This window comes from Ruegeria sp. AF7, from assembly GCF_056541885.1.
The window spans coordinates 592273-613471 of the sequence record NZ_JBQFYX010000001.1; the positions used below are offsets into that span (position 1 = coordinate 592273).

A 21199-nucleotide genomic window follows, 5' to 3' on the forward strand; every position below is an offset into this window, starting at 1 on the left:
CATTAATGGGGATCGTGAAGACATGCACAACGTTTTGGTATTGAATGGCCCAAACCTCAACCTGCTTGGCACACGTCAGCCCGAGGTTTACGGCAGCACCACTCTGAAGATGATCGAGGAGGAGTGCCTGCGCCATGGCGCGTCCATTGGCCTTGAAGTCTCGCATCTGCAATCCAACCATGAGGGTGTGTTAATTGATGCGATCCACGGCGCACGCGGTGTGCAGGATGGCCTTGTGATCAATGCGGGGGCGTTCACACACACGTCGGTTGCGCTGATGGATGCCATCGCGTCAGTTGACCTGCCGGTTGTCGAGGTTCACCTGTCCAACATCCATGCAAGGGAAGCATTCCGGCACAAGTCCTATGTCGCGCCTGTTGCTCTGGGGCAGATCTGTGGCTTTGGCGCCCAAGGCTATGTTCTTGCTCTGGACGCGCTGGCCGCACATTTGAAAGCAGGTGGCACGGCATGACCCTCAGGGATTTTCTGCGGTTTGTCAGTTATGCCAAGACCCTGGAAGACCTGTGGGATGCGCATTGCCGACGGATGGCGGAGTTCGGGTTCGATCGTCTTATCTACGGCCACACGCAATACAGGACGGCAACCTCATTGGGTGATCCAGAGGACTTTGTCATTCTGACCAACCATAACCGTGCCTATGTGGATGGTTTCATCAAGGACGGTTTGTATTTTCACGCCCCCATGTTGAAATGGGCGCTGGACAATGAAGGCGCCGCCAGTTGGAAAATGTTGCTGGACATGCATTCTCGAGGGTCGATGACCGACAAAGAGCGCGAGGTTTTCGAGTTCAACAAGTCCATGGGTGTCGTTTCTGGTTACACCATCAGCTTCAACTCGGTCTCGGTGCGGTCTAAAGGGGCGATTTCCCTGTCCGCCAAGGAAGGGATGAGCCAGGAAGACATTGACGCGATCTGGCACGAACATGGCGAAGACATTCTTTTGATGAACAACGTTGCGCATCTCAAGATCCTGACCTTGCCTTTCAATCCACCGAACCGGGCCCTGACAAAGCGTCAGCGCGAGGCATTGCAATGGGTCGGTGACGGCAAAACCACGCAGGACATTGCCCTGCTGATGGGCCTGACAGCGGCAACCGTTGAAAAGCATCTTCGACTCGCCCGTGAGGCGTTGTCGGTTGAAACGACAGCACAGGCTGTGTTAAAGGCGTCTTTGCATAATCAGATGTTCATTATGGAAGTTTAGGAGTGTTTTTCTGACGCTATCCAGCGTCAGTTTACCCTAGGTAAGGAAATCACTACTTTTCAAATCTAACCTAAAAGTTGCAAAGTGAGAGTGTTCCGTGAGTGGTGGCTTTAGCCAGGGAACATTCGGTTGGATCTTTGCGATTTCAAAGCTCTCCAATCACTCTGACAAGGGGGCGCCTATTCGTCCGCGTACCTGTGTCGGAATTTTGGGGGGCCTCGACCATCCCCATCATGCGGGGCCCTCCAATCCTTCACTTCTTTGCCAATTCTCTGATGTGCCACCAACAAAAAAGGGCTACGCGACGCGTAACCCTTTCACTTTGTTCAGCAAGGCCCCTGTCGGAGCCTTTCTTTAGCCCTGAGCAGCTTTTGCGACTTCGGCAGCGAAGTCTTCTTTTTCCACAACGATTCCTTCGCCAACTTCCAGGCGAACAAAGCCGGTGATGGTTGCGCCGGCTTCTTTTGCAGCGGCTTCAACGGTCAGATCAGGGTTCACAACGAATTGCTGGCTCAGCAATGTCGATTCGGCGACGAATTTTTTCATGCGACCTTCGATCATCTTTTCGATCACCTGCTCCGGCTTGCCGGATTCGCGGGCGATGTCCATCTGAACCTGCTTTTCCTTCTCGACAATTGCCGGGTCCATGTCGGCCTCGGATAGGGCAGCCGGGTTCACAGCGGCGATGTGCATCGCAACCTGCTTGCCGATAGCTTCATCACCACCCGACAGTGCAACCAGCACACCGATTTTGCCCATGCCGCTGGTCGCAGCGTTGTGCACATAAGACACAACTGTTTCACCTGACAGTTTGGCCATGCGGCGCACCGACATGTTTTCGCCAATGGTGGCGATCTTGTCGGTCAGCGTGTCGGCAACGCTTTTTCCGCCCAGATCAGCGGCCAGCAGTGCTTCGATGTCGTCCACACCTTCAGCAGCGTTTGCAATCTTGCTGACCATTTCCTGGAACTCAGCGTTTTTCGCAACGAAATCGGTTTCCGAGTTCACTTCGACAGCAACACCGTTGCCACCGTTGACGTGAACAGCAACCAGACCTTCTGCTGCGGTACGGCCTGATTTCTTGGCCGCTTTGGCCAGGCCTTTGGTACGCAGCCAGTCAACGGCGTCGTCCATGTTGCCGCCGGTTTCGGTCAGCGCTTTTTTTGCGTCCATCATGCCTGCGCCGGTCGAGTCGCGCAGTTCTTTAACCATTGCTGCTGTGATTGCCATCTTTTGGCTCTCCTCAATTCAAACGGAATTGGGGCAGGTCATACCCTGCCCCATATGTCATTTACGTGACGGGCAGCTTACGCTTCGGCAGGGGCTTCTGCGGCTTCTTCCGCAAGAGCTTCTTCAACCGGAGCTTCTTCGAATGCGCCCAGATCAACGCCTGCTGCGCCCATCTGCGCGGTCATACCGTCCAGAGCGGCGCGTGCGGCCAGATCACAGTACAGAGCGATTGCGCGTGCCGCGTCGTCGTTGCCGGGAATGATGTAGTCAACGCCATCGGGCGAGCAGTTGGTGTCGACTACAGCCACAACCGGGATACCCAGTTTGTTGGCTTCTGCGATGGCCAGTGCTTCTTTCTTGACGTCGATGACGAACAGCAGGTCCGGAACGCCGCCCATTTCGCGGATACCACCCAGCGACGCCTGAAGTTTGCCTTGGTCACGTTCCATGCCCAGACGCTCTTTCTTGGTCAGGCCTTCTGCGCCCGATTCCATGGCTTCGTCGATCTGGTTCAGACGGTTGATCGACTGGGAAACGGTTTTCCAGTTGGTCAGCGTGCCGCCCAGCCAGCGGTGGTTCATGTAGTACTGAGCCGACTTTTCAGCCGCTTCAGCGATCGGGCCAGCGGCCTGGCGCTTGGTGCCAACGAACAGAATGCGGCCACCTTTTGCGACGGTGTCACGAACAGCCTGCAGAGCCTGATCCAGCATCGGAACGGTCTGGGTCAGGTCCATGATGTGGATGCCATTGCGCGAGCCGTAGATGAACGGGCCCATGCGGGGGTTCCAACGCTGTGTCTGGTGACCAAAGTGAACGCCAGCTTCCAGCAGCTGACGCATGGTGAACTCGGGAAGAGCCATGCAATTTTCCTTTTCCGGTTTACGCCTGGGCGGGGGTGAAAGAAGCGGACGCTCCAACCGGCGGTCTTGATGAGGATGTCTCCCTCAAAAAGGCCAAACCCCGCCTGCGGGTTTGAATGGCGCGCGTATAAGGCAGGTTTGCGCGCTACGCAAGGGCCAATCGCCCTTATTTTTCAAGCTGCGCCAATGCGTGCGCATGCCTGACGGCGTCTTCACAATGGGCGGCCAGAGCCTTGCGGTTTTCAAAGTCGCTGACCCGCGCTGGCGCATGATATATTAGTTCAACAGTTCCTTGCCGACGTGCGCCAAGGGTCTTCAGCAAATGCGGCCCGAACTCCATATCCCCCCACCAGCCATAAAAGCGTTTTGGCTGGCCTTTGGGCGCGTGAAACACCACAGAAACGGGTTGGATATACATGAAATCACGCAACTCATCTGCAAAGAACGCGGCGAAAAGCGTTGTTTTGAAAGGTAAAATGCGAAGCCCGTCGGTTGAGGTGCCTTCGGGGAAAAACAACAGTTTATGACCCACTTTCAGGCGGGTTTCAAACAGCTTGGTTTGTTCCTTGGCTTTCTTGCGATCCCGTTCGATGAACAGCGTCCCGGTCGCACGGGCCAGCCAGCCGATACCGGGCCATTTGGCAACTTCTGCCTTGGAGACAAAATAGACCCGCTTGCGCGCGTTCAGAGCAAAGATATCCAGCCAGGACGTGTGGTTTGCCACCACCGCCCCCCTCTCTTTCATCAGCGCGCCTGATGTGCGGAACCCGATGCCAAGAATTCGAAACGCGTTGCGGCAGACAAACTGTGTGATGAACGGCGTCACAGGTCGCCGGACGCCGAAAATCGGATACTCGATCAGGCGAACGGCCAGAAGGATGATCAGGCCACCAAAGACAAGGGCCGCCAGCGGGACTCCGCGCAGAATGACCAGAACCCATCCGGTAACGCCCAGCTCGATCGGATCGGGCGCGTCTTCACTATTCCAGAGCGGGTCGTTCACAGCGTCACGCCCCGCCATAAATTCGACGCTGCCGTTCATTCATGCGCGTCGTGTCGAGGATCAGGCACACATCCGTTGTGTTGAAGGTGTGGTCGATAAAGGCGCCCTCGCCCACGAAACCACCCAAGCGAAGGTAGGCTTTGATCAATGCTGGCACCTGAACCATGGCGGCGCGGCGGTCCAAAGCCTCTGGTTTCACAAGGTCCATCGACTGAAAAACATCGGGCTGCGCCCGTACGCGCAACTCTGGCGGAGCCAGATGGTTGTGGTGAAGCATCGACAAGGGCTGCGCCAATGTGGCCACGTCTGTTCCGTGAAAACTCGCAACGCCGAACAGCACCTCAATGTCACGTTCCGCTACATAAGCGGCCAAACCGTTCCACAGGTGGTACATTGCCGTACCCCCACGGTAGTCGGGGTGTAGGCACGACCGTCCCAACTCCAGCAGTTTGCGCCCACTGTTCTTGAGAACGGTCAGGTCATATTCATCTTCGGAATAGAATTGTCCCAGTTCCGCAGCACGTTCGCCCGGTAACATCCTGTAGACGCCAATAATTTCGCCGGTGTGATCATCATAGGCCAACATATGATCGAAATACGGGTCGAAACGGTCTTTCTCGAGGCCAGCATCGTGATCAACCATCTCTCCGCCGCCCCCCAACTCACGCACGAAGACGTCATAGCGCAGGCGTTGAGCTGCTTGCAGGTCGGCTTCGGTCTCGGCCAGTTTTACGGTGAAAGAAGGGCCAGTATCCGGCATATGGGGTGATCCGTGTTCTTTTGGCTGCTGATACCGCAGTTTTTCAGCCAAAGGCAACAAGCCCCGCTTCGGTCAGCGTTGTTAACCTTTCCTAAACCACTTTCACAGATCAAAGACCGGCATCAGGGCGATGCGCGTTCCGTCGATCACCACTTTTCCCTGCTCGCGAAAGTTCACGGTGATCTTGCCTGCAATGTTGGACTGAACCTGTCCGACGCCCCATTCGGGAAAATCCGGGTGGCGGACAAACATGCCCGGTGCAAGTATAGCATTCATGTCTGTCATAGGGGCCTCCGGGACGTGCGGCAGATACAGTCGGAGGTACGCATGGGCGAGAGCAACGTCAACCTGGCCGAATTGATCGGTTCGCGGATTTGCCATGATCTGATCAGCCCGATCGGCGCGATCACCAACGGGCTTGAGCTGTTGGATATGGTGGGCGCCGTACAGGGCCCCGAGATGGAACTGATCTCGGGCAGTGTCGGAAGTGCCGGGGCACGTATTCGTTTTTTCCGTGTTGCCTTTGGCTCGAGCAGTGATCACCCGCTTGGTCGGGCCGAAGTAACCGAACTGCTGAAAGATATCGAGCGTGCCGGGCGGATACGGGTCAACTGGAACCTGACCGGGCCAGTGCCGCGTAATCAGGTCAAACTGGCCTTTCTGGCACTGATGTGCTGCGAAAGTGCCATGCCTCTGGGCGGCGCTGTCGAAATCGTCAATCAGGGCAACAATTGGATAGTGACCGGGGTTGCAGACCGGTTGAATGTCGATGGTGATCTTTGGAAGAACGTCGTGACAGGTCGGTTTCCCACCAAGATCACGCCCGCGCACGTTCAGTTCGCGTTGCTGCCTGAAACGGCAGCTGCGATGGGTCGGCGGATTGCCGTTGAAACCTCGGCAACCCGCGTGTCACTTCGGTTTTAAGCCCGGATCGTTCCGTTCCCGCGCACGAGATATTTGAAACTGGTCAATTGCGCCGCCCCAACCGGTCCGCGCGCGTGCATCTTGCCCGTCGCGATTCCGATTTCTGCCCCCATGCCAAACTCGCCACCATCCGCAAACTGAGTCGAGGCATTGTGCATCAGGATTGCGCTGTCCAGACGCTCAAAGAAACGGGCCGCAGCCGTGTCATCCTCGGTCATGATGCAATCGGTGTGGTTCGAGCCGTATTGCTGAATATGAGCAATCGCGGCATCAATATCGGCAACGGGCTTCGCAGCGATCACGCTGTCGAGGAACTCTTTTCCCCAGTCTTCCGCCGTAGCAGCAACTGTACCCTCCGCAGCGAGGACACCGTCGGCGTGAACCTCGACACCTGACTGGACCAGTGCCGCAACGACGTCACGCCCCAGTGTGTCGGCGATATCCTGATGAACCAGCAAGCATTCAGCGGCTCCGCAAATACCAGTGCGGCGGGTCTTGGCATTCAGCACAACTTCCAGCGTTTTCTGCGGATCAGCAGCCTTGTCGATGTAAATGTGCACGATGCCTTCGAGATGGGCAAAGACCGGCACACGGGCCTCTCGTTGTACAAGGCCCACCAGTCCCTTACCACCGCGTGGAACGATGACGTCGACATAGTCGGTCAGCGTCAGCAGCTCCTGCACCGCAGCGCGGTCGCGTGTGGGCACCAGTTGAATGGCGTCTTCGGGCAGGTTCGCGGCCTTCAGCCCTTCGACCAGACAGGCATGGATCGCGGCTGAGGAGTTAAAGCTTTCGGATCCGCCACGCAGGATTACCGCATTGCCCGATTTCAGGCACAGCGCCCCGGCATCCGCAGTCACGTTGGGTCGGCTTTCATAGATCACACCGATAACCCCCAACGGTGTCCGGACGCGCTGGATGTTAAGGCCCGTGGGCATGTTCCATTCTGACAGAACCTCACCCACCGGGTCGGCCTGATCCGCGACGGTTCTCAGCCCGTCCACCATACCCTGAACGCGCGCCTCATCCAGCATCAGGCGATCCATCATTGCAGGGCTCAGGCCTTTGTCGCGGCCGAATTCCAGATCTTTTTGATTGGCTTCGATGATCCGTGCCCGATTGGCCCAAACCGCGTCTGCGGCTGCAGTCAGCGCCGCGTGCTTTCGTTCAGCTGTTGCGAAAGCCAGTTCACGCGAAGCGGCTTTGGCACGTTTCCCAAGATCTTCCATCAGAGCAGGAATGCTGTCGAAGTCTTTCATATCGCGTGCCTTTCAGATCATCTTATTGAAGGTTAAAGGGCGAGGTCGTCCCGGTGGATGAGGGCTGCGCGGCCGGGATAGCCCAGCGTCGCTTCAATCTCAGAAGACTTACGCCCCTTGATCGCATCGGCTTCCTGCGCCGTATACCGGCTTATCCCCTGAGCCAGACGGCGGGATTCCAGATCAAGGACGGCGACAGGATCGCCGCGACCGAAATCTCCGGTCACTTCCACAATCCCGGCAGGGAGCAGGCTTTTGCCATTGGCCAGTGCCTTGGCCGCCCCCTCGTCCACGGTAATCTCACCCCGAGGTTTCATCGCCGAAATCCATCGTTTGCGGGCTGCGTGTGGATCCAATGTCGCGGTAAACCATGTGGAATTGGCACCGTTTTCAAGCGTTTTCAGAGGGTTCAGAACCGACCCTTCGGTAATCGCCATGGCGCAACCGCCCGCGGTTGCCATCTTGGCCGCCAACAGTTTTGTTTTCATCCCGCCTTTTGACAGGCCCGAGCCCGCATCACCGGCCATGGCTTCAATCTGGGGTGTGATCCTGTCGATTGTCTCGAAGCGCTTCGCCGAAGTGTCTTCCTTAGGATTGCCCGAATAGAAGCCATCCACATCCGACAGCAGAATCAGTTGGTCGGCCCCTACTGTCACGGCGATTTGCGCGGCCAGACGGTCATTGTCGCCATACCGGATTTCGTCCGTTGCAACCGTGTCGTTTTCATTGACGATCGGAACGACGCCCAACCCAAGCAGAGTTTCCAAGGTTGCGCGTGAGTTCAGATACCTGCGGCGATCTTCGCTGTCTTCAAGCGTCACCAGAACCTGCGCCGTGGTGATCCCATGGGGTGCCAACGCTTCTTCATAAGCGCGTGCAAGCCGGATTTGCCCAACCGCAGCAGCTGCCTGTGACTGTTCCAAGGGCAGTGCCGCCATCGGCAGGCCCAGAACGCCGCGACCCAGTGCAATCGAACCGGACGAAACAAGGATTACATCTTTCCCCTGCCCCTTGAGCCAGGAAACATCCTGCGCCAACGACAGCAGCCAGTCAGACCGCAGCAGGCCGGTGTCGCGATCAACCAGCAAAGCCGACCCGATTTTTACCACCAAACGGCGTGCCGAGGTCAGGGTTGCCAAGGCTGTGCCTCCTCAGCGGGTTTCTGACGCACACGGTTGTCGTCAATCTGGCTGCGCAGCGCCCGCAGAACTTCGGTTACACCCAGATGTGCCACACCGGACATGGTCATGACGGGGCCGCCCACGGCCTCCTCAAGCTCAGCGACGGCAAGGGCACGTTCTTCGTCATCCAGCGCGTCGATCTTGTTCAGAACAGTGATCCGGGGCTTCTCAGCCAGTTCACCGCCATAGGCTTCCAGCTCGTGAATGATCGTGCGGTAATCATCGGCGACCGTCGCAGAGGTGCCATCGACCAGATGCAACAACACGGCACAGCGTTCCACGTGACCCAGAAAACGGTCACCAATGCCACGGCCTTCATGAGCGCCTTCGATCAGGCCCGGGATATCGGCCACAACAAATTCGACGTTGTCCACGCCGACAACGCCAAGATTGGGGTGCAGCGTGGTAAACGGATAGTCGGCAATCTTGGGCCGCGCATTCGACGTGGCCGCCAGAAAGGTCGACTTGCCTGCATTCGGCATACCCAAAAGACCCACATCGGCGATCAGCTTGAGCCGCAGCCAGATTGTGCGGTCAATCCCCGCCTGCCCCGAATTGGCGCGGCGCGGGGCCTGATTGGTGGCGGACTTGAAATGCAGGTTGCCAAAGCCGCCATTGCCGCCCTTGGCCAGCAGAACGCGTTGCCCGACTTCGGTCAGGTCGCAGATGACGGTTTCTTCGTCTTCGTCCAGGATTTCAGTGCCAACCGGAACACGCAGAACGATATCGTCCCCATCCTTGCCGGTGCGTTGCTGCCCCCGGCCCGGTTGCCCGTTTTTGGCGAAGAAGTGTTGCTGATAGCGGAAGTCGATCAGGGTGTTCAGCCCATCCACAACTTCGGCCCAGACAGACCCGCCTTTGCCGCCGTCCCCGCCATCGGGGCCGCCGTATTCGATAAACTTTTCGCGTCTGAAGCTGACGCAGCCGCTACCGCCGGCCCCGGACCGGATGTAGACCTTTGCGAGATCGAGAAATTTCATGTGTGTCCCCTACTGCAAAGGCCCCATCGGCCACAAGTCAGAGTTTTTTACTGTATGTCCAGGTGGGCACATTCGCATCGCGCGCCACCGAATAGCTTTCCGCATCCCCCAGATACTGGAACCCGCAATGGGTCAGGACCCGGGCCGAGGCCGGATTATCCTGAAACACACTGGCAAACATCGTCGCGTTTTCCAGCGGGTTGGCGTTAACAAGCGCTTCCACAGCCATCGAGGCAATGCCCGTGTTCCAATAGATCGGCGCGACCCAATAGCCGACTTCAGACTGATTCCGATCAAGCCGTTTCAGCGAAATCACACCGATCAGTTCCGGGCCACCGTCCTTGGTGGCATCCATGACCCAGACGTCCTCGTCCCGGTTGTCAGCCATCGAACGGGTTACAAAGGCTTCGATCGAACCGGGGGCCAGTGGATGTGCAATACTGGTGGTCATCCGCGCCACGCGCTCATCACCTGCGTAATGCTCGATAAGGCCCATATCCGACCGGCGCAGGGGGCGCAGGTCGAACCGCTCGGTTTCAATGACCGGCTGATTTATTATTGTCTCAAGCTTCATTGGTGTGTTCCTCCTCCGAACAACACGAATAGTACGGACGCGACCGTAAGACCCGCCAACGTCCACATCAGATATTTTTCCGCCGGGCGACCTTCAACCGCATGCGCGATTCTATCCCCCGCAAAAGTCCAGATCGGGTGCAAAAAAATCTGGCAGATCAACAAACTAAGAGCGATCGTGAGCGTTGCGTCAAAGCTGGACGTCCCCGCCGCGACAAAGCCCGTAAAACCTGCAACAATCATGGCCCAGGCTTTTGGATTCAGCGGATGCACGATCAACCCCGCCCAGAATCCCGGAACATCACCAACCGCAGTTTCGCGCGACAGTCGCAAATTCGCGATCTTCCACGCCAGCCAGCAAATATATGCAGCCGAAGCATATTTCAGCGCCGCAAAGGCCGTCGGAACCTGTTCCGCCAGTTGCAGCAAACCAAAGCCCACGGGCCAGATAATCAGCTGCTTACCAAGCACGACACCGGCCACAAAAGGTAATGCGGCACGAAACCCATAGCGCGCACCCGTTCCCAGCAGGACCATGTTGGCCGGCCCCGGCGTACCGACCTGAGAGGCGGCAAAGATCAGGAAACTGGTGGTTGCGACTGTCATCGGTTCTTTCGGTCACGACTGCGTTAAAACGAGAAAGGGGACCGGCACTTTGTGCCGGTCCCCCATGAATTTTTCTTAAACCTTCTGGGTCTCGGCTTACTCTGCGGCCTCCGCCACTGGCAGGACCGAAATAAAGGTGCGGTTTTTAAGTCCCTTGTGGAACTTCACGGCGCCATCGACAGTTGCAAAGATGGTGTGATCTTTGCCAATGCCTACGCCTTCACCCGGCCAGAACTTGGTGCCGCGCTGACGCACGATGATGTTGCCTGCGATAGCGGCCTGGCCACCATACAGTTTTACGCCAAGGCGACGACCAGCTGAGTCGCGACCGTTACGGGAGGAACCGCCAGCTTTTTTATGTGCCATTCTCTCTCTCCTTAGCCTTTAGCCAATTCTTTGGCTTGCTCAACCCATTCGGGTTTCACTTTGACCGTTTCGATAGCAGCAATCTGCTCATCCGACAAGGCGGCCAGAGCGGCAAAGCTCTCGATACCGGCCTCAACCAGCTTCTTGGCGGCGGCAGGGCCGACACCGTTCAGTTGGGTCAGATCGTCAGCAGCGGCAGCAGCGGGTGCTTCAGCCTTGGCTTCGGCTTTCTTGGCAGGCTTTGCAGCGGGTGCCGCCTCGCCAGCCGGAGCGGAACCGGTTGCAGCTTTGATGCCCGATTTGTCGGCGCCCGACGCCAGAATGTCGGTGATTTTGACCAGTGTCAGTTTCTGACGGTGGCCAACGGTACGCTTCGAGCTGTGCTTACGACGGCGTTTGACGAACTTGATGACCTTGTCACCTTTGATCTGTTCGATCACTTCGGCCTGAACGCCTGCGCCTGCAACGAAAGGTGCGCCAACAACCGGAGCGTCACCGCCCAGCATCAGAACATCGTTGAATTGAACTTTTTCACCTGCGTCGGCAGCCAGTTTTTCAACGCGGAGGATATCGCCCGCCTGAACCTTGTACTGCTTGCCGCCAGTCTTGAGGACCGCAAACATGCGTCTTTCCTTTTCTAACCCGCGTTCTGTGGTCCCCGGTTGGGTGTTTTGGCCCCAAGAAACTTGAAAGCCACCTCGAACAGCGCGCCCTTTTCGGGCTGTGTGAATGGCCCCTGACAACGTCATGAGGGCCAAATAATAACGATACCCGGCGCGGAAAACCGGCCGGGATGCGCGCTTATCCTTAGATTACAGGTAAAAGTCAACACCAAAGCGGTGTCAAAGATCGGACGCCCTCAGCGCCTGTGCAACCGCCTGCCCCAGGCGATAGGAAATATCATTGAACATGCGATCAAAGCCGTCAAACACGGCGTCATTCAGGGCCTGTCCCGTCTCGGTTCTGGAAAACGCGATATTTTCGCGCATCTGCGCCTCGTCCAACGGGCGGTAGGCCATAAGAAGAAACGAGAAAAGCCACTCCTCAGTGTCCTCGGCCCGGCTATCTTTCTGCAATAAAAGCTCAGCCAGAAGTTCCTGATCATCGGTCCGCGCATCAACATCAAGCCCCTGAAAGAAGCTGTAGTCAGACGTCAATGCCCCCTGAACATTCTTTTCGATCAGGTCATTTGCCTCGATATATTCCTTGACCAAAGCAAACTGAGCGGTGCTGCGTTCTGCGGATTTGTAGGCTTCTCGGGCCATGTCTTCGATTGCCTGATCCGACATGGCGCGCCGGGCCGAGTTTTCCAGTGTTACGATGGTCTGGCCAAGATCGCTTTCAAAAAACAAGATGGCCTGATCAAGCTGAACATCGGACATACCTTCTTTGAAGGCGTCCGTCAGATGTTCCCGCATCCAAAGGGGATCGTAGATACGATTGACCTGCGACTCGAAAAAAGCGCCACCCTTGTTATCCAAAAAAGTATCGTCAAGAGTCTCGCGATGGCCCTGCCCCTCGTGAACAAGGATTTCCATCACCTGTGTCAGACGCATGGCTTGTGCCAGCCGATCGACTTTTCCATCGGCATACAGCGGCAGTGCCCAACACAGGGCGACCACAAATGCCAGAATTACGCGCTGCATCAAATGTCCTGTGCCGGGTGCAACTCGGCCATCCGTGCGGCCAGAACCTCGAACCTCATGGCCATGATCTCATATTGGATGGCGTTCAACAGCTCGTAGACTTCCTGCATCAGCGGCTGTTCCAGCGCGTCAACATAAGTATCCACATCAGCGTCGGAAAAATCCTGATAGGTGTAGGCCGCACCCGCCAGATTAGAAAGTTGCAGTGACTGACGCATTGCCGGTTCATTTCGCTTGATCAATTCACGCAGTTCATCTCCGTTCAGCTGCAACTCGATGACGCCCGATGCGCTGGCCGCCAGCAGGAAGCGCACCTGAATTTCCTGCAAGGCACGCAACGCCGTACCTGTGGAATCGATCGCCGTGTTCATGCGTTTAAAACTTTCGACCCGTTTCGATCCGCTTTTGATCAGGTCAGAGATGATCCTTTGGCCTGCCAATTGCTTGACGTCATCGTCTTCTTGCATGTGTGAGGCATTTTCGGCCACGACCAGACGTTGACCAAGGTCAGACGCGTAAAACTCGACAGCGTGTGCCAGGGCCTCGTCACTTAGGGTCTGTTCCAGAATGGAAACTGCGGTGTCGTGCATTGCACCGACTTCAAAAACCTCGTCCGTCAAACGGGTCCAGTCCGAGCCGAAACCCTCTGGGTCAACACCCAACATCTGCGGCGCGGACCGTGAACTCAGGGCGATGCTTTCAAGAGCTACGTCAAAGCCCGTTGTGATCAGAAAAGCCTCAATCCGATCCCGGTTCGCTGCGGAAAGCTCAGGAGGAACCAGAACAAGTGCCAGAAACGAGGCGAGAAACCAAAAGGCGATGCGGCGTGCAAACTGTGTCATACCTTTCAGAGTAGGTGTTTTGCGCTGGCAGGCAACGGAAAATCCCGGCAATCACGATTTCCGGAATTTTCTGCTTGCGCCCCCGTTCGTTCCTGACTAAATCCCCCCCTCACAGACCCCCGCGGAGAGGTGCCGGAGTGGTCGAACGGGGCGGTCTCGAAAACCGTTGTGGGTGCAAGCCCACCCAGGGTTCGAATCCCTGTCTCTCCGCCACATTCCCAATATCGAAGGCTGTCAGAAAACGTCTTCCGGTCTGATTTGGGTTCTCAACAAAATTGCAAGTGGTCCGCTGTCAGAAACTGTAGTGGCCTAGGTCACCCGGCGTGTTCTTGCCGTGAAATCTGGTGCAATCAGCGTAGCACGGCCCAAACCTGTATTCTGCTGAGAATTCACAGGAATTCCCCTTTGTATCTCCGCTACATTTAACGCATCCCGGCGACACATTTTCCAAAGGAGACACACATGTCGCGTATTCTTATCCTGATCATCATCGCCGCTGTCGGTGTTGGTGGTTACTACTATCTCAACCAGTCCGAACAAACTCCGGCTGAACAAGTGCAATCCGCAGCGCAGGAGGCGGGCGATGCAGTGGCTGATGCCGCGTCAACCGCTCAGGAAGCTGCGTCTGATGCGCTGGAAGGTGCAACAGAACAGGCCAGCGAGGCAGCTTCATCCTTGACCGAACAGGCGCAGGAAGCCGCATCGTCGGTTGCCGACCAAGCCAGTGAGGCAGCTTCGTCTGTTGCGGAACAAGCATCCGAGGCAGCACAGCAAGCCGGTGATCAGGTGGCGGCGCTGGCGGGTCAGGGACAGGAATTGCTGAGCTCCTGGATTCAGGAAGGCAAGCTGGACCCCACCAATTTCGACTATGAAGGTATCATTAGCTCGATTCAGGACAGCACATTGGCCACGGATCTGAAAGAACAGGCGATCAAGATTGTAAATGACATTAAAGAGTCGCCTGAAACCATCGCCTTGAAGATTCAGGAACTGACCGCGCTGTTGACGCAGCAGTAACAAAGAAGGGGCCGGTTGCCAGTTTCCGGCCCCTACCCCGCACGCCAATTTTCCAGTCGTGCCCTTACGTTATCGTTTCTCTGAATTGACCCAGTGTTCGGCTTTTGATTGGCTGCCCCGACAACACATCCTCACCCCGAGGTCGCCCGTTGGCAATCTCCTGTTTAAGGGGGTGTGCACATTGAACTAGCCATCTTGAGGACGATCCCATGACTGACCTGCCCCAAACAATGAAAGCTGCCATCCTGAAACACGGCGGGTACTCGGCCACTTCGACCGGACCAGTCATCGAGAATGCGGCTGATTGGCTTGAACCCGCGGAACTGCCCGTTCCCAATCCCGGCCCCGGTCAGGTTTTGATCCGCCTGCGCGCGTCGTCGGTCAATCCGTCCGACCTCCACTTCATTAAGGGTGAATACGGCCAGCCGCGCGTCAAAGGTGCCGCGGCCGGCTTCGAAGGCTGTGGCGACGTCGTTGCAACCGGAAAAGGTGCCGAGGCGCTGAAGGGACAGCGCGTCGCTTTCGTGGCCGCAGGTTCCGGCGCCTGGGCGGAATACATCGTGACGCAGATGCAAATGTGTATTCCCTTGCGTCCGGATATTTCAGATGATGACGGCGCCGCGCAAATCGTCAACCCTCTCACCGCGATGGCGATGGTGGACATGGCAAGGGAAGACGGCGATGCATTTGTGATATCCGCTGCGTCCAGCCAATTGGGAAAACTGATGTGCAGCCTCGGGCGTGATCTGGGGTTGAAACCCATCGCGCTGGTGCGCCGGGCCGAGACAGTCGACACGCTGAAAAGTCTTGGAGCTGCCGAAGTGCTTGTGACGTCCGATCCTGAAATCGTCGAGAAGTTTGCCGCGATAAGCGCCACGCTGAAGCCGCGGGTCTTCCTTGATGCGGTGACGGATCAACTGTCCGAGAAACTGTTCTGCGCCATGCCCAACCGGGCGCGCTGGGTCAGCTACGGCAAACTTTCGACCGAAGCGCCAACGCTTTCCCAGACCGGCCAGCTGATTTTCATGGGCAAACGGATCGAAGGTTTCTGGCTGACGCAATGGATGATGTCGACACCGCCCGCTGACCAGATGCGGGTTGTGGCCGAAGTTCAGGCCCGCTTTGCCAATGGTCGCTGGAAAACGGATGTTTCCGAACACCTTACACTCGAAAATCTTGTGTCGAATCTTGCCGAAGCGCTGAAAAAGAGTGACGGAAAGGTGATTATCGCCCCATAGTAGAACTCACCTGCGTTGCCGGAGGATACACGCGGGCGGAAGAAGACGCTGGAAAACCGGTGGAGGGAGGACAGTGTGGATAATGCGCAGCTGCTGATTAGCGGGCTGGCGAACGGGTGTGTCTACGGCCTGATCGCGCTTGGCTTTGTACTGATCTACAAGGCAACCGAAGCGGTGAACTTTGCGCAGGGCGATTTCATGATGCTGGGCGCATTTGTGACCATCGGCCTGACAAATACCGAATATATGGCGTTGCCGTTCTGGCTCGCTCTGCCTGTTTCATTGGGAATAATGGGCGCGCTCGGTTTTCTTCTTGATCGCCTGATCATTCGACGCTTGTTCGGTGAAAGCCAGACCGCCGTTGTCATACTGACCATTGCTTTGGGCTTTGTGATCCGTTTCGTTGCCGGTCTGATCTGGGGGCACGAGCCGCAAACGCTGCAAAACCCGCTTGCGGGCAAAGAAGTGCGTATGGGCGGTCTTGTACTGGGGATGGAGGATGTCGCGATAATCGTTGTCACGTTGCTGCTGACATGGGCACTCTATGTTTTCTTCAGCCGCACCAAGCTGGGTCTGGCGATGCAGGGCGCCTCGCAAAACCAGCTGGCAGCTTATTACATGGGCATTCCCGTCAGGCGTGTTCAGGGATGGGTCTGGGCTTTGGCTGGAGGCGTTGCAGGAATTGCCGGAATTCTCTTTGCTGCAAAAGGCGCTGTGGATCCGACAACCGGACTGCTGGGCATCAAGGCGTTTGCCGCCGCCGTTATCGGCGGATTCGGCAGTTTGCCGGGTGCATTGGCCGGAGGGCTGATTGTCGGCGTTATCGAACCCTTCGCCAGCCGGTACATTGCGGCAGGTTACAGCCAGGTCGCGCCATACGCTTTGCTGCTTGCCGTCCTGATCTTCCGACCAAACGGGCTGTTCAGTCAGGTCCGGGTCAAGAAGGTCTGAGCCATGCGGATCGTTTTCAAAACCGACTACATGCAGGATATCCGCCCCTGGAAAGACGGGTTCCAGCTGCGCCTTTATCTGCTTCTACTGTTTGTCGTCGCGGCCGCGCCCTTCGCACTGGACGATTTCTATCTGGGTGAACTGACAAACGTTCTGATCTGGGCCATCGCCGGTCTGGGCCTGATGATCCTGACCGGACATACAGGGCAAGTCAGCCTGGGCCATGCGGCCTTTCTGGCCTTTGGCTGTTACGCCAACGTGGCCCTGATTGAGGCAGGCGTTCCTTTTCTAGTCGCGTTTCCGCTGGCCGGAATTCTGACCGGGATCGCGGGTGTGACCGTCGCAGTCCCTGCCCTGCGGCTTCACGGTATCTACCTGGCGATCTTTACCATGGCGCTGTCCATCCTGATGGATGACATCATCGTTCTGTCCGAGCCGATCACTGGTGGTGTCGCGGGTAAATATATCGGCGGGGTCGAGATCTTTGGCCTTACGGTTGATCGCTGGGGGACGCCTGATCTTTTTTACTGGCTGGTTCTGTTCGTCACCGTTCTGGTCACGTTGGGATATTTAAACCTGCTGCGGGCCCCTCTAGGACGTAGCTTCATCGCCGTTCGCGACTCCGAGGTTTCGGCGCAGGCGATGGGTATAGATATCGCGCGAACAAAGATGATTTCATTCGCCTTGTCCTGTGCGGTTACAGGTTGGGCCGGCGCGTTGATGGGTCTGTTTGCTGGTGCGTTTAACAATGAAACCTTCAGCGTCCTGATTTCGATCCAATTGCTGATGATGATTGTTATTGGCGGGCTGGGCTCGATCCATGGCGCGTTCCTGGGCGCAATCGTCATCGGGTTCTTGCCGCAGTTTCTATCGATTTCAAAGGAATATGTCGGCGCGATCATTGGCGGAAACACCGTTGCCATTCCGGGGCTGGAGTTCGGCATCTTTGGCATGATCCTGATCGGCTTCATCCTTTTCGAACCCATGGGCATCTATGGCCGCTGGCTGAAAATCCGCACCTGGTTCGAACTGTTTCCCTTCTATCGCAAGGACATGTTCAAACGGCAGAAATCCTATCTCAAGACGGAGCGTCTGAGATGAGCTTGCTTGAATTTGAAAACGTTACCCTGAAATTTGGTGGTCTGACGGCCGTGGACAATTTGTCCTTCGAGGTTCAGCAGGGCGAAGTCTTTGCCATAGTCGGGCCGAATGGCGCGGGCAAATCGACGGTCTTCAATCTGATCTCGCGCTTTTACGATCCGTTTTCAGGGTCGATCCGGTTTGATGGTCACGATCTGCTTCAGGCCAAACCATCAGGCGTGGCGGCCTTTGGTGTGGCGCGGACCTTCCAGAACATCGAGCTCTTCGAACACGCAACTGTCCTGCAAAACCTTTTGGTTGGACGGCATCGGCACCGCAAGACGAACCTGATTTCAGAACTCTTGTTCACCCCTGCGGTCCGACGGCAAGAGCTGGAGAACCGGGAAAAAGTCGAACAGATTATCGATTTCCTCGACCTGCAGGCCTATCGCGACAAGTTGATTTCCGGGCTGCCTTACGGCGTGCGCAAAGTGGTCGAAGTTGCACGTGCCCTGGCGACCGATCCCAAGTTGCTGCTGCTGGATGAACCGGCGTCGGGGCTGTCGGTGGAAGAGACGACCGATATGCGTTGGTGGATCGACGATATCCGGCGGCAAATGGGCATTACCGTGCTGATGGTCGAACACGACATGGGATTGGTATCGGGCGTGTCCGACCGGGTCCTGGCCATGGCAGATGGGGCAAAGCTGGCCCTCGGGCCACCGGCAGATGTGCAATCGCACCCGGCCGTGATCGAGGCATATCTGGGGAAAGCCTCATGAACGCTCCGATCTTGCAAGTTCGCAATATCGAAAGTTTCTATGGCCCAATCATGGCCATTCGGGGCGTTTCGCTGGATGTTCACGAAGGCAAAATCGTGTCGATCCTTGGCGCAAACGGCGCGGGCAAGACCACATTGATGAAAACCATCTCTGGTGTGATGGACCCGGAAAAGGGAACGATTACCTTTGACGGCGGTGACATCCAGGGCTGGGAGCCGCACAAGGTTGTCCAGCGCGGGGTGGTCCACATCCCGGAAGGGCGCGAAGTTTTTCCACTGCTGACGGTTGATGAAAACCTGAGCCTCGGCGCCTACACCCGCAAAGACAAAGACCAGATCGAACAGGATCGTGAGCTGGTCTTTCGTTATTTTCCGGTTCTGAAAAGCCGTCGGTCGCAAGAGGCCGGAACCCTTTCGGGTGGGCAGCAACAGATGCTGGCCATAGGGCGCGGATTGATGGCCAGACCTCGTATCATGTTGCTGGATGAGCCGTCTTTGGGCCTGTCCCCTCTGCTGGTGCAAGAGATCTTCGGCATTCTCAAGCGCTTGAACGAAGAGCAGAATATGACGATGTTGCTGGTTGAACAGAATGCCAATGCGGCGCTGGAACTGGCGCATCACGGCTATGTCATGGAGGTGGGTCGCATCGTCATGGACGGGGCCGCCGACGCGCTTTTGCGATCCGAGGATATTCAAAGCTTCTATCTTGGAAAACAAGAAGAAGGCGCGCGCGAAAGCCGCCGCTGGAAGCGGAAAAAGACGTGGAGGTAAGACTGATGGACGCCACGCCTCTACCCCCACAGGTCGTGATAAACGGCGTTCAGTTCAACGCAACGGCAGGACAGCGCCCGGTGCGTGTTGATGGCTGCATCACAATTGCTGAATTGTTCCAAAGCCGATGTGCCGAACTGGGCAGCCGAACAGCGCATCGCGAAAAAGACCTGGGTATCTGGAAGTCCTATTCCTGGGCCGATTACTGGCAGCATGCCAAATGGATCGGGCTGGCCTTGCGCAAGCTGGGGCTGGAGCGTGGCGATGTGGTCTCTATCCTGTCCGAAGATCGCAAGGAATGGGCCTGGCTCGACATGGGTATTCAGGGCGTTGGCGGTATCGCTTCCGGCGTCTACACCACGGATTCCGCCAGTCAGTTGCAGTATCTGATCAACGACAGCGGCAGCCGGTTTCTGATTGTCGAGGACGAAGAACATCTGGACAAGTTTCTGGGAATTGAGACCGAGGTTCCCGATCTGATCAAGGTAATCATCCTTGAAGACGAAGGATTGCATGACCTGAACCATCCGCGCTGCATGATGATCGACGAGCTGTTCGCCTTGGGCCAAAAGGCAGAACTGGCCGAGCCCGGGCGCTTCGAAGCGGAAATTGCATTGGCCAAACCGCAGGACACTGCCTTGCTGGTCTATACGTCGGGCACAACCGGTCAGCCGAAAGGCGCAATGCTTAGCCATGAAAATATTCTGGCCGCCGTCGAATCCGCGGCACGGGCGCTGCCAGCACTGCCCGGCGATGAACAGCTGTGTTTCCTTCCCCTGTGTCACATTCTGGAACGTAATGTCTCGGTCTATTTTCCTTTGGCTGCCCGCTGCACTGTCAATTTTGCCGAGAGCCCTGAAACTGTTTTTCCAAACCTTCAGGAGGTCTCGCCGACAACCTTCACAGCGGTGCCAAGGGTTTGGGAAAAGATCTACTCACACGTCCAGATCCTGACGCAGGAAGCCACACCTTTGGGGCGGCTGGCATTCGGCCTGGCATTGAAAATTGGTGCGCGCCGTGCCGGATATCTGAGTGCTGGCCAACCTGTTCCAACCGGCGTCGCCACCAGATTCTGGTTCTGGGATCAGCTGGTTTTGAAAAACCTGCGCCGGATGCTGGGTCTGGACAAACTGCGACGAGGCGGAACAGGTGCCGCCCCAATCTCGACTGATCTGCTGAAATGGTACTGGTCCATCGGCGTGCCGTTGGTGGAAGGGTTCGGGATGACCGAAACTTCGGGCCTTGCCACGCTCAACACCACAGACAGCAATAAGATCGGAACCATAGGCAAAGCCGTCGAAGGCTGCGACATCCGTATCTCGGGCGATGGCGAAATCCAACTGAAGGGCCTGAACATTTTTCAGGGATATTGGCGCAACAACGCGAAAACCGCAGAAACCTTTACCGCCGACGGCTGGCTGCGTACCGGTGATATGGGGTCAATAGATAAGGATGGCTATGTCACCATTACCGGCCGCCTTAAGGATATCATCATCACCGCAGGTGGTAAGAACATCACCCCAGCCGAGATCGAAAGCCGCCTTAAGTTCAGTCATTATGTCGCGGATGCAATCATCATCGGGGACAGGCGCAAATTTCTGACGGCACTGATCATGATTGATCAGGAAAATGTCGAAAAATACGCGCAGGGCCATAAAATCCCCTTCTCGAATTTTGCCTCGCTATGCGCAGCACCGGAAATCAGGCAGTTGATCAGTTCGGAAATTGCCGCTGTTAATGCAGAATTTGCGCGGGTCGAGCAGATCAAGGATTTCCGTCTGATTGATGTCCTGCTGACCGCTGAAGACGACGAGCTTACAGCCACGATGAAGCTGAAACGCGGATTGGTTGAAAAGAAACACGGGCATCTGATCGAAGATATGTACACTTGACCAAAAGATTAACGG

The 21199-nt window shown here is 56.6% G+C and carries 24 protein-coding genes and 1 tRNA gene; 11 read left to right on the forward strand and 14 right to left on the reverse strand.

Annotation, left to right across the window (positions count from 1 at the left end):
- The first annotated feature begins 22 nt into the window (after window positions 1-22).
- Both aroQ and ACR0AP_RS02960 read left to right on the forward strand, forming a co-directional pair.
- Window positions 23-472, forward strand: a complete 450-nt coding sequence (gene aroQ, locus ACR0AP_RS02955) for a type II 3-dehydroquinate dehydratase (RefSeq protein ID WP_480505182.1) — start codon at window positions 23-25, stop codon at window positions 470-472.
- The gene (locus ACR0AP_RS02960; protein WP_480505184.1) at window positions 469-1224 is read left to right on the forward strand and encodes an autoinducer binding domain-containing protein; all 756 of its coding nucleotides are present in this window, start codon (window positions 469-471) and stop codon (window positions 1222-1224) included. Before aroQ ends, ACR0AP_RS02960 begins: the two co-directional genes overlap by 4 nt.
- A 354-nt stretch (window positions 1225-1578) precedes the next feature.
- On the opposite strand, the gene tsf is transcribed toward ACR0AP_RS02960, so the two are convergent.
- From tsf to ACR0AP_RS02985, 5 genes are all read right to left on the reverse strand, one after another.
- Window positions 1579-2454 (reverse strand): translation elongation factor Ts, encoded by an 876-nt coding sequence (gene tsf / locus ACR0AP_RS02965; RefSeq protein ID WP_480480953.1) that lies wholly within the window; start codon window positions 2452-2454, stop codon window positions 1579-1581.
- A 77-nt stretch (window positions 2455-2531) separates the two neighbouring features.
- A complete protein-coding gene (gene rpsB, locus ACR0AP_RS02970) occupies window positions 2532-3314 on the reverse strand; it encodes a 30S ribosomal protein S2 (RefSeq protein WP_209503940.1) in 783 nt (260 codons plus the stop codon).
- A 166-nt stretch (window positions 3315-3480) separates the two neighbouring features.
- Window positions 3481-4356: a lyso-ornithine lipid O-acyltransferase gene (gene olsA, locus ACR0AP_RS02975; protein ID WP_480485654.1), complete on the reverse strand. Its 876-nt coding sequence runs from the start codon at window positions 4354-4356 to the stop codon at window positions 3481-3483.
- Window positions 4322-5077, reverse strand: a complete 756-nt coding sequence (olsB, locus tag ACR0AP_RS02980; protein WP_480480957.1) for an L-ornithine N(alpha)-acyltransferase — start codon at window positions 5075-5077, stop codon at window positions 4322-4324. Before olsB ends, olsA begins: the two co-directional genes overlap by 35 nt.
- A gap of 102 nt (window positions 5078-5179) precedes the next feature.
- Window positions 5180-5362: a DUF3553 domain-containing protein gene (locus tag ACR0AP_RS02985; RefSeq protein ID WP_267364751.1), complete on the reverse strand. Its 183-nt coding sequence runs from the start codon at window positions 5360-5362 to the stop codon at window positions 5180-5182.
- Window positions 5363-5404: 42 nt separating this feature from the next.
- Between ACR0AP_RS02985 and ACR0AP_RS02990 the strand changes: the two genes are divergently transcribed.
- Window positions 5405-6001 carry a histidine phosphotransferase family protein gene (locus ACR0AP_RS02990; RefSeq protein WP_480505186.1) on the forward strand — a complete coding sequence of 199 codons (597 nt, stop codon included), beginning with the start codon at window positions 5405-5407 and terminating at the stop codon, window positions 5999-6001.
- On the opposite strand, the gene ACR0AP_RS02995 is transcribed toward ACR0AP_RS02990, so the two are convergent.
- The 9 genes from ACR0AP_RS02995 to ACR0AP_RS03035 all read right to left on the reverse strand — a co-directional run bounded on the left by ACR0AP_RS02995 (window position 5998) and on the right by ACR0AP_RS03035 (window position 13454).
- Entirely contained in the window at window positions 5998-7260 is a 1263-nt protein-coding gene (locus ACR0AP_RS02995) for a glutamate-5-semialdehyde dehydrogenase (protein ID WP_480505188.1), read from the reverse strand. The two genes, ACR0AP_RS02990 and ACR0AP_RS02995, sit on opposite strands and share 4 nt — an antisense overlap.
- Before the next feature lie 32 nt (window positions 7261-7292).
- Window positions 7293-8399, reverse strand: coding sequence for a glutamate 5-kinase (gene proB / locus ACR0AP_RS03000; RefSeq protein ID WP_480505190.1), 1107 nt, complete (start codon window positions 8397-8399; stop codon window positions 7293-7295).
- Window positions 8387-9421 carry a GTPase ObgE gene (obgE, locus tag ACR0AP_RS03005; protein WP_209596239.1) on the reverse strand — a complete coding sequence of 345 codons (1035 nt, stop codon included), beginning with the start codon at window positions 9419-9421 and terminating at the stop codon, window positions 8387-8389. Before obgE ends, proB begins: the two co-directional genes overlap by 13 nt.
- Before the next feature lie 37 nt (window positions 9422-9458).
- Window positions 9459-9995, reverse strand: a complete 537-nt coding sequence (locus ACR0AP_RS03010; protein WP_480472732.1) for a GNAT family N-acetyltransferase — start codon at window positions 9993-9995, stop codon at window positions 9459-9461.
- Window positions 9992-10600, reverse strand: coding sequence for a LysE family translocator (locus ACR0AP_RS03015; protein WP_480485662.1), 609 nt, complete (start codon window positions 10598-10600; stop codon window positions 9992-9994). The genes ACR0AP_RS03010 and ACR0AP_RS03015 overlap by 4 nt, the downstream gene beginning before the upstream one ends.
- A 96-nt stretch (window positions 10601-10696) precedes the next feature.
- Entirely contained in the window at window positions 10697-10966 is a 270-nt protein-coding gene (gene rpmA / locus ACR0AP_RS03020) for a 50S ribosomal protein L27 (protein ID WP_050602452.1), read from the reverse strand.
- A gap of 11 nt (window positions 10967-10977) precedes the next feature.
- Complete coding sequence (locus tag ACR0AP_RS03025; protein ID WP_480480969.1) at window positions 10978-11589, reverse strand: 50S ribosomal protein L21; 612 nt, start codon at window positions 11587-11589, stop codon at window positions 10978-10980.
- A gap of 219 nt (window positions 11590-11808) precedes the next feature.
- On the reverse strand, window positions 11809-12612 hold the full coding sequence (locus tag ACR0AP_RS03030) for a DUF2059 domain-containing protein (RefSeq protein WP_480505192.1): 804 nt from the start codon (window positions 12610-12612) through the stop codon (window positions 11809-11811).
- On the reverse strand, window positions 12612-13454 hold the full coding sequence (locus tag ACR0AP_RS03035) for a DUF2059 domain-containing protein (RefSeq protein WP_480505193.1): 843 nt from the start codon (window positions 13452-13454) through the stop codon (window positions 12612-12614). The genes ACR0AP_RS03030 and ACR0AP_RS03035 overlap by 1 nt, the downstream gene beginning before the upstream one ends.
- Before the next feature lie 123 nt (window positions 13455-13577).
- Between ACR0AP_RS03035 and ACR0AP_RS03040 the strand changes: the two genes are divergently transcribed.
- The 8 genes from ACR0AP_RS03040 to ACR0AP_RS03075 all read left to right on the forward strand — a co-directional run bounded on the left by ACR0AP_RS03040 (window position 13578) and on the right by ACR0AP_RS03075 (window position 21184).
- Window positions 13578-13667: transfer RNA gene (locus tag ACR0AP_RS03040), tRNA-Ser, on the forward strand.
- A gap of 249 nt (window positions 13668-13916) precedes the next feature.
- Complete coding sequence (locus tag ACR0AP_RS03045) at window positions 13917-14471, forward strand: hypothetical protein (protein ID WP_480505195.1); 555 nt, start codon at window positions 13917-13919, stop codon at window positions 14469-14471.
- Window positions 14472-14680: 209 nt separating this feature from the next.
- Window positions 14681-15709 (forward strand): alcohol dehydrogenase catalytic domain-containing protein, encoded by a 1029-nt coding sequence (locus ACR0AP_RS03050; RefSeq protein WP_480505197.1) that lies wholly within the window; start codon window positions 14681-14683, stop codon window positions 15707-15709.
- 75 nt (window positions 15710-15784) lie between these two features.
- A complete protein-coding gene (locus ACR0AP_RS03055) occupies window positions 15785-16660 on the forward strand; it encodes a branched-chain amino acid ABC transporter permease (RefSeq protein ID WP_480505199.1) in 876 nt (291 codons plus the stop codon).
- A gap of 3 nt (window positions 16661-16663) precedes the next feature.
- The gene (locus ACR0AP_RS03060; RefSeq protein WP_480505201.1) at window positions 16664-17761 is read left to right on the forward strand and encodes a branched-chain amino acid ABC transporter permease; all 1098 of its coding nucleotides are present in this window, start codon (window positions 16664-16666) and stop codon (window positions 17759-17761) included.
- Window positions 17758-18522 (forward strand): ABC transporter ATP-binding protein, encoded by a 765-nt coding sequence (locus ACR0AP_RS03065; protein WP_209503955.1) that lies wholly within the window; start codon window positions 17758-17760, stop codon window positions 18520-18522. Before ACR0AP_RS03060 ends, ACR0AP_RS03065 begins: the two co-directional genes overlap by 4 nt.
- On the forward strand, window positions 18519-19292 hold the full coding sequence (locus ACR0AP_RS03070; protein ID WP_480505203.1) for an ABC transporter ATP-binding protein: 774 nt from the start codon (window positions 18519-18521) through the stop codon (window positions 19290-19292). Before ACR0AP_RS03065 ends, ACR0AP_RS03070 begins: the two co-directional genes overlap by 4 nt.
- A gap of 5 nt (window positions 19293-19297) precedes the next feature.
- Window positions 19298-21184 (forward strand): AMP-dependent synthetase/ligase, encoded by a 1887-nt coding sequence (locus ACR0AP_RS03075; RefSeq protein WP_480505205.1) that lies wholly within the window; start codon window positions 19298-19300, stop codon window positions 21182-21184.
- Window positions 21185-21199 lie beyond the last annotated feature (15 nt).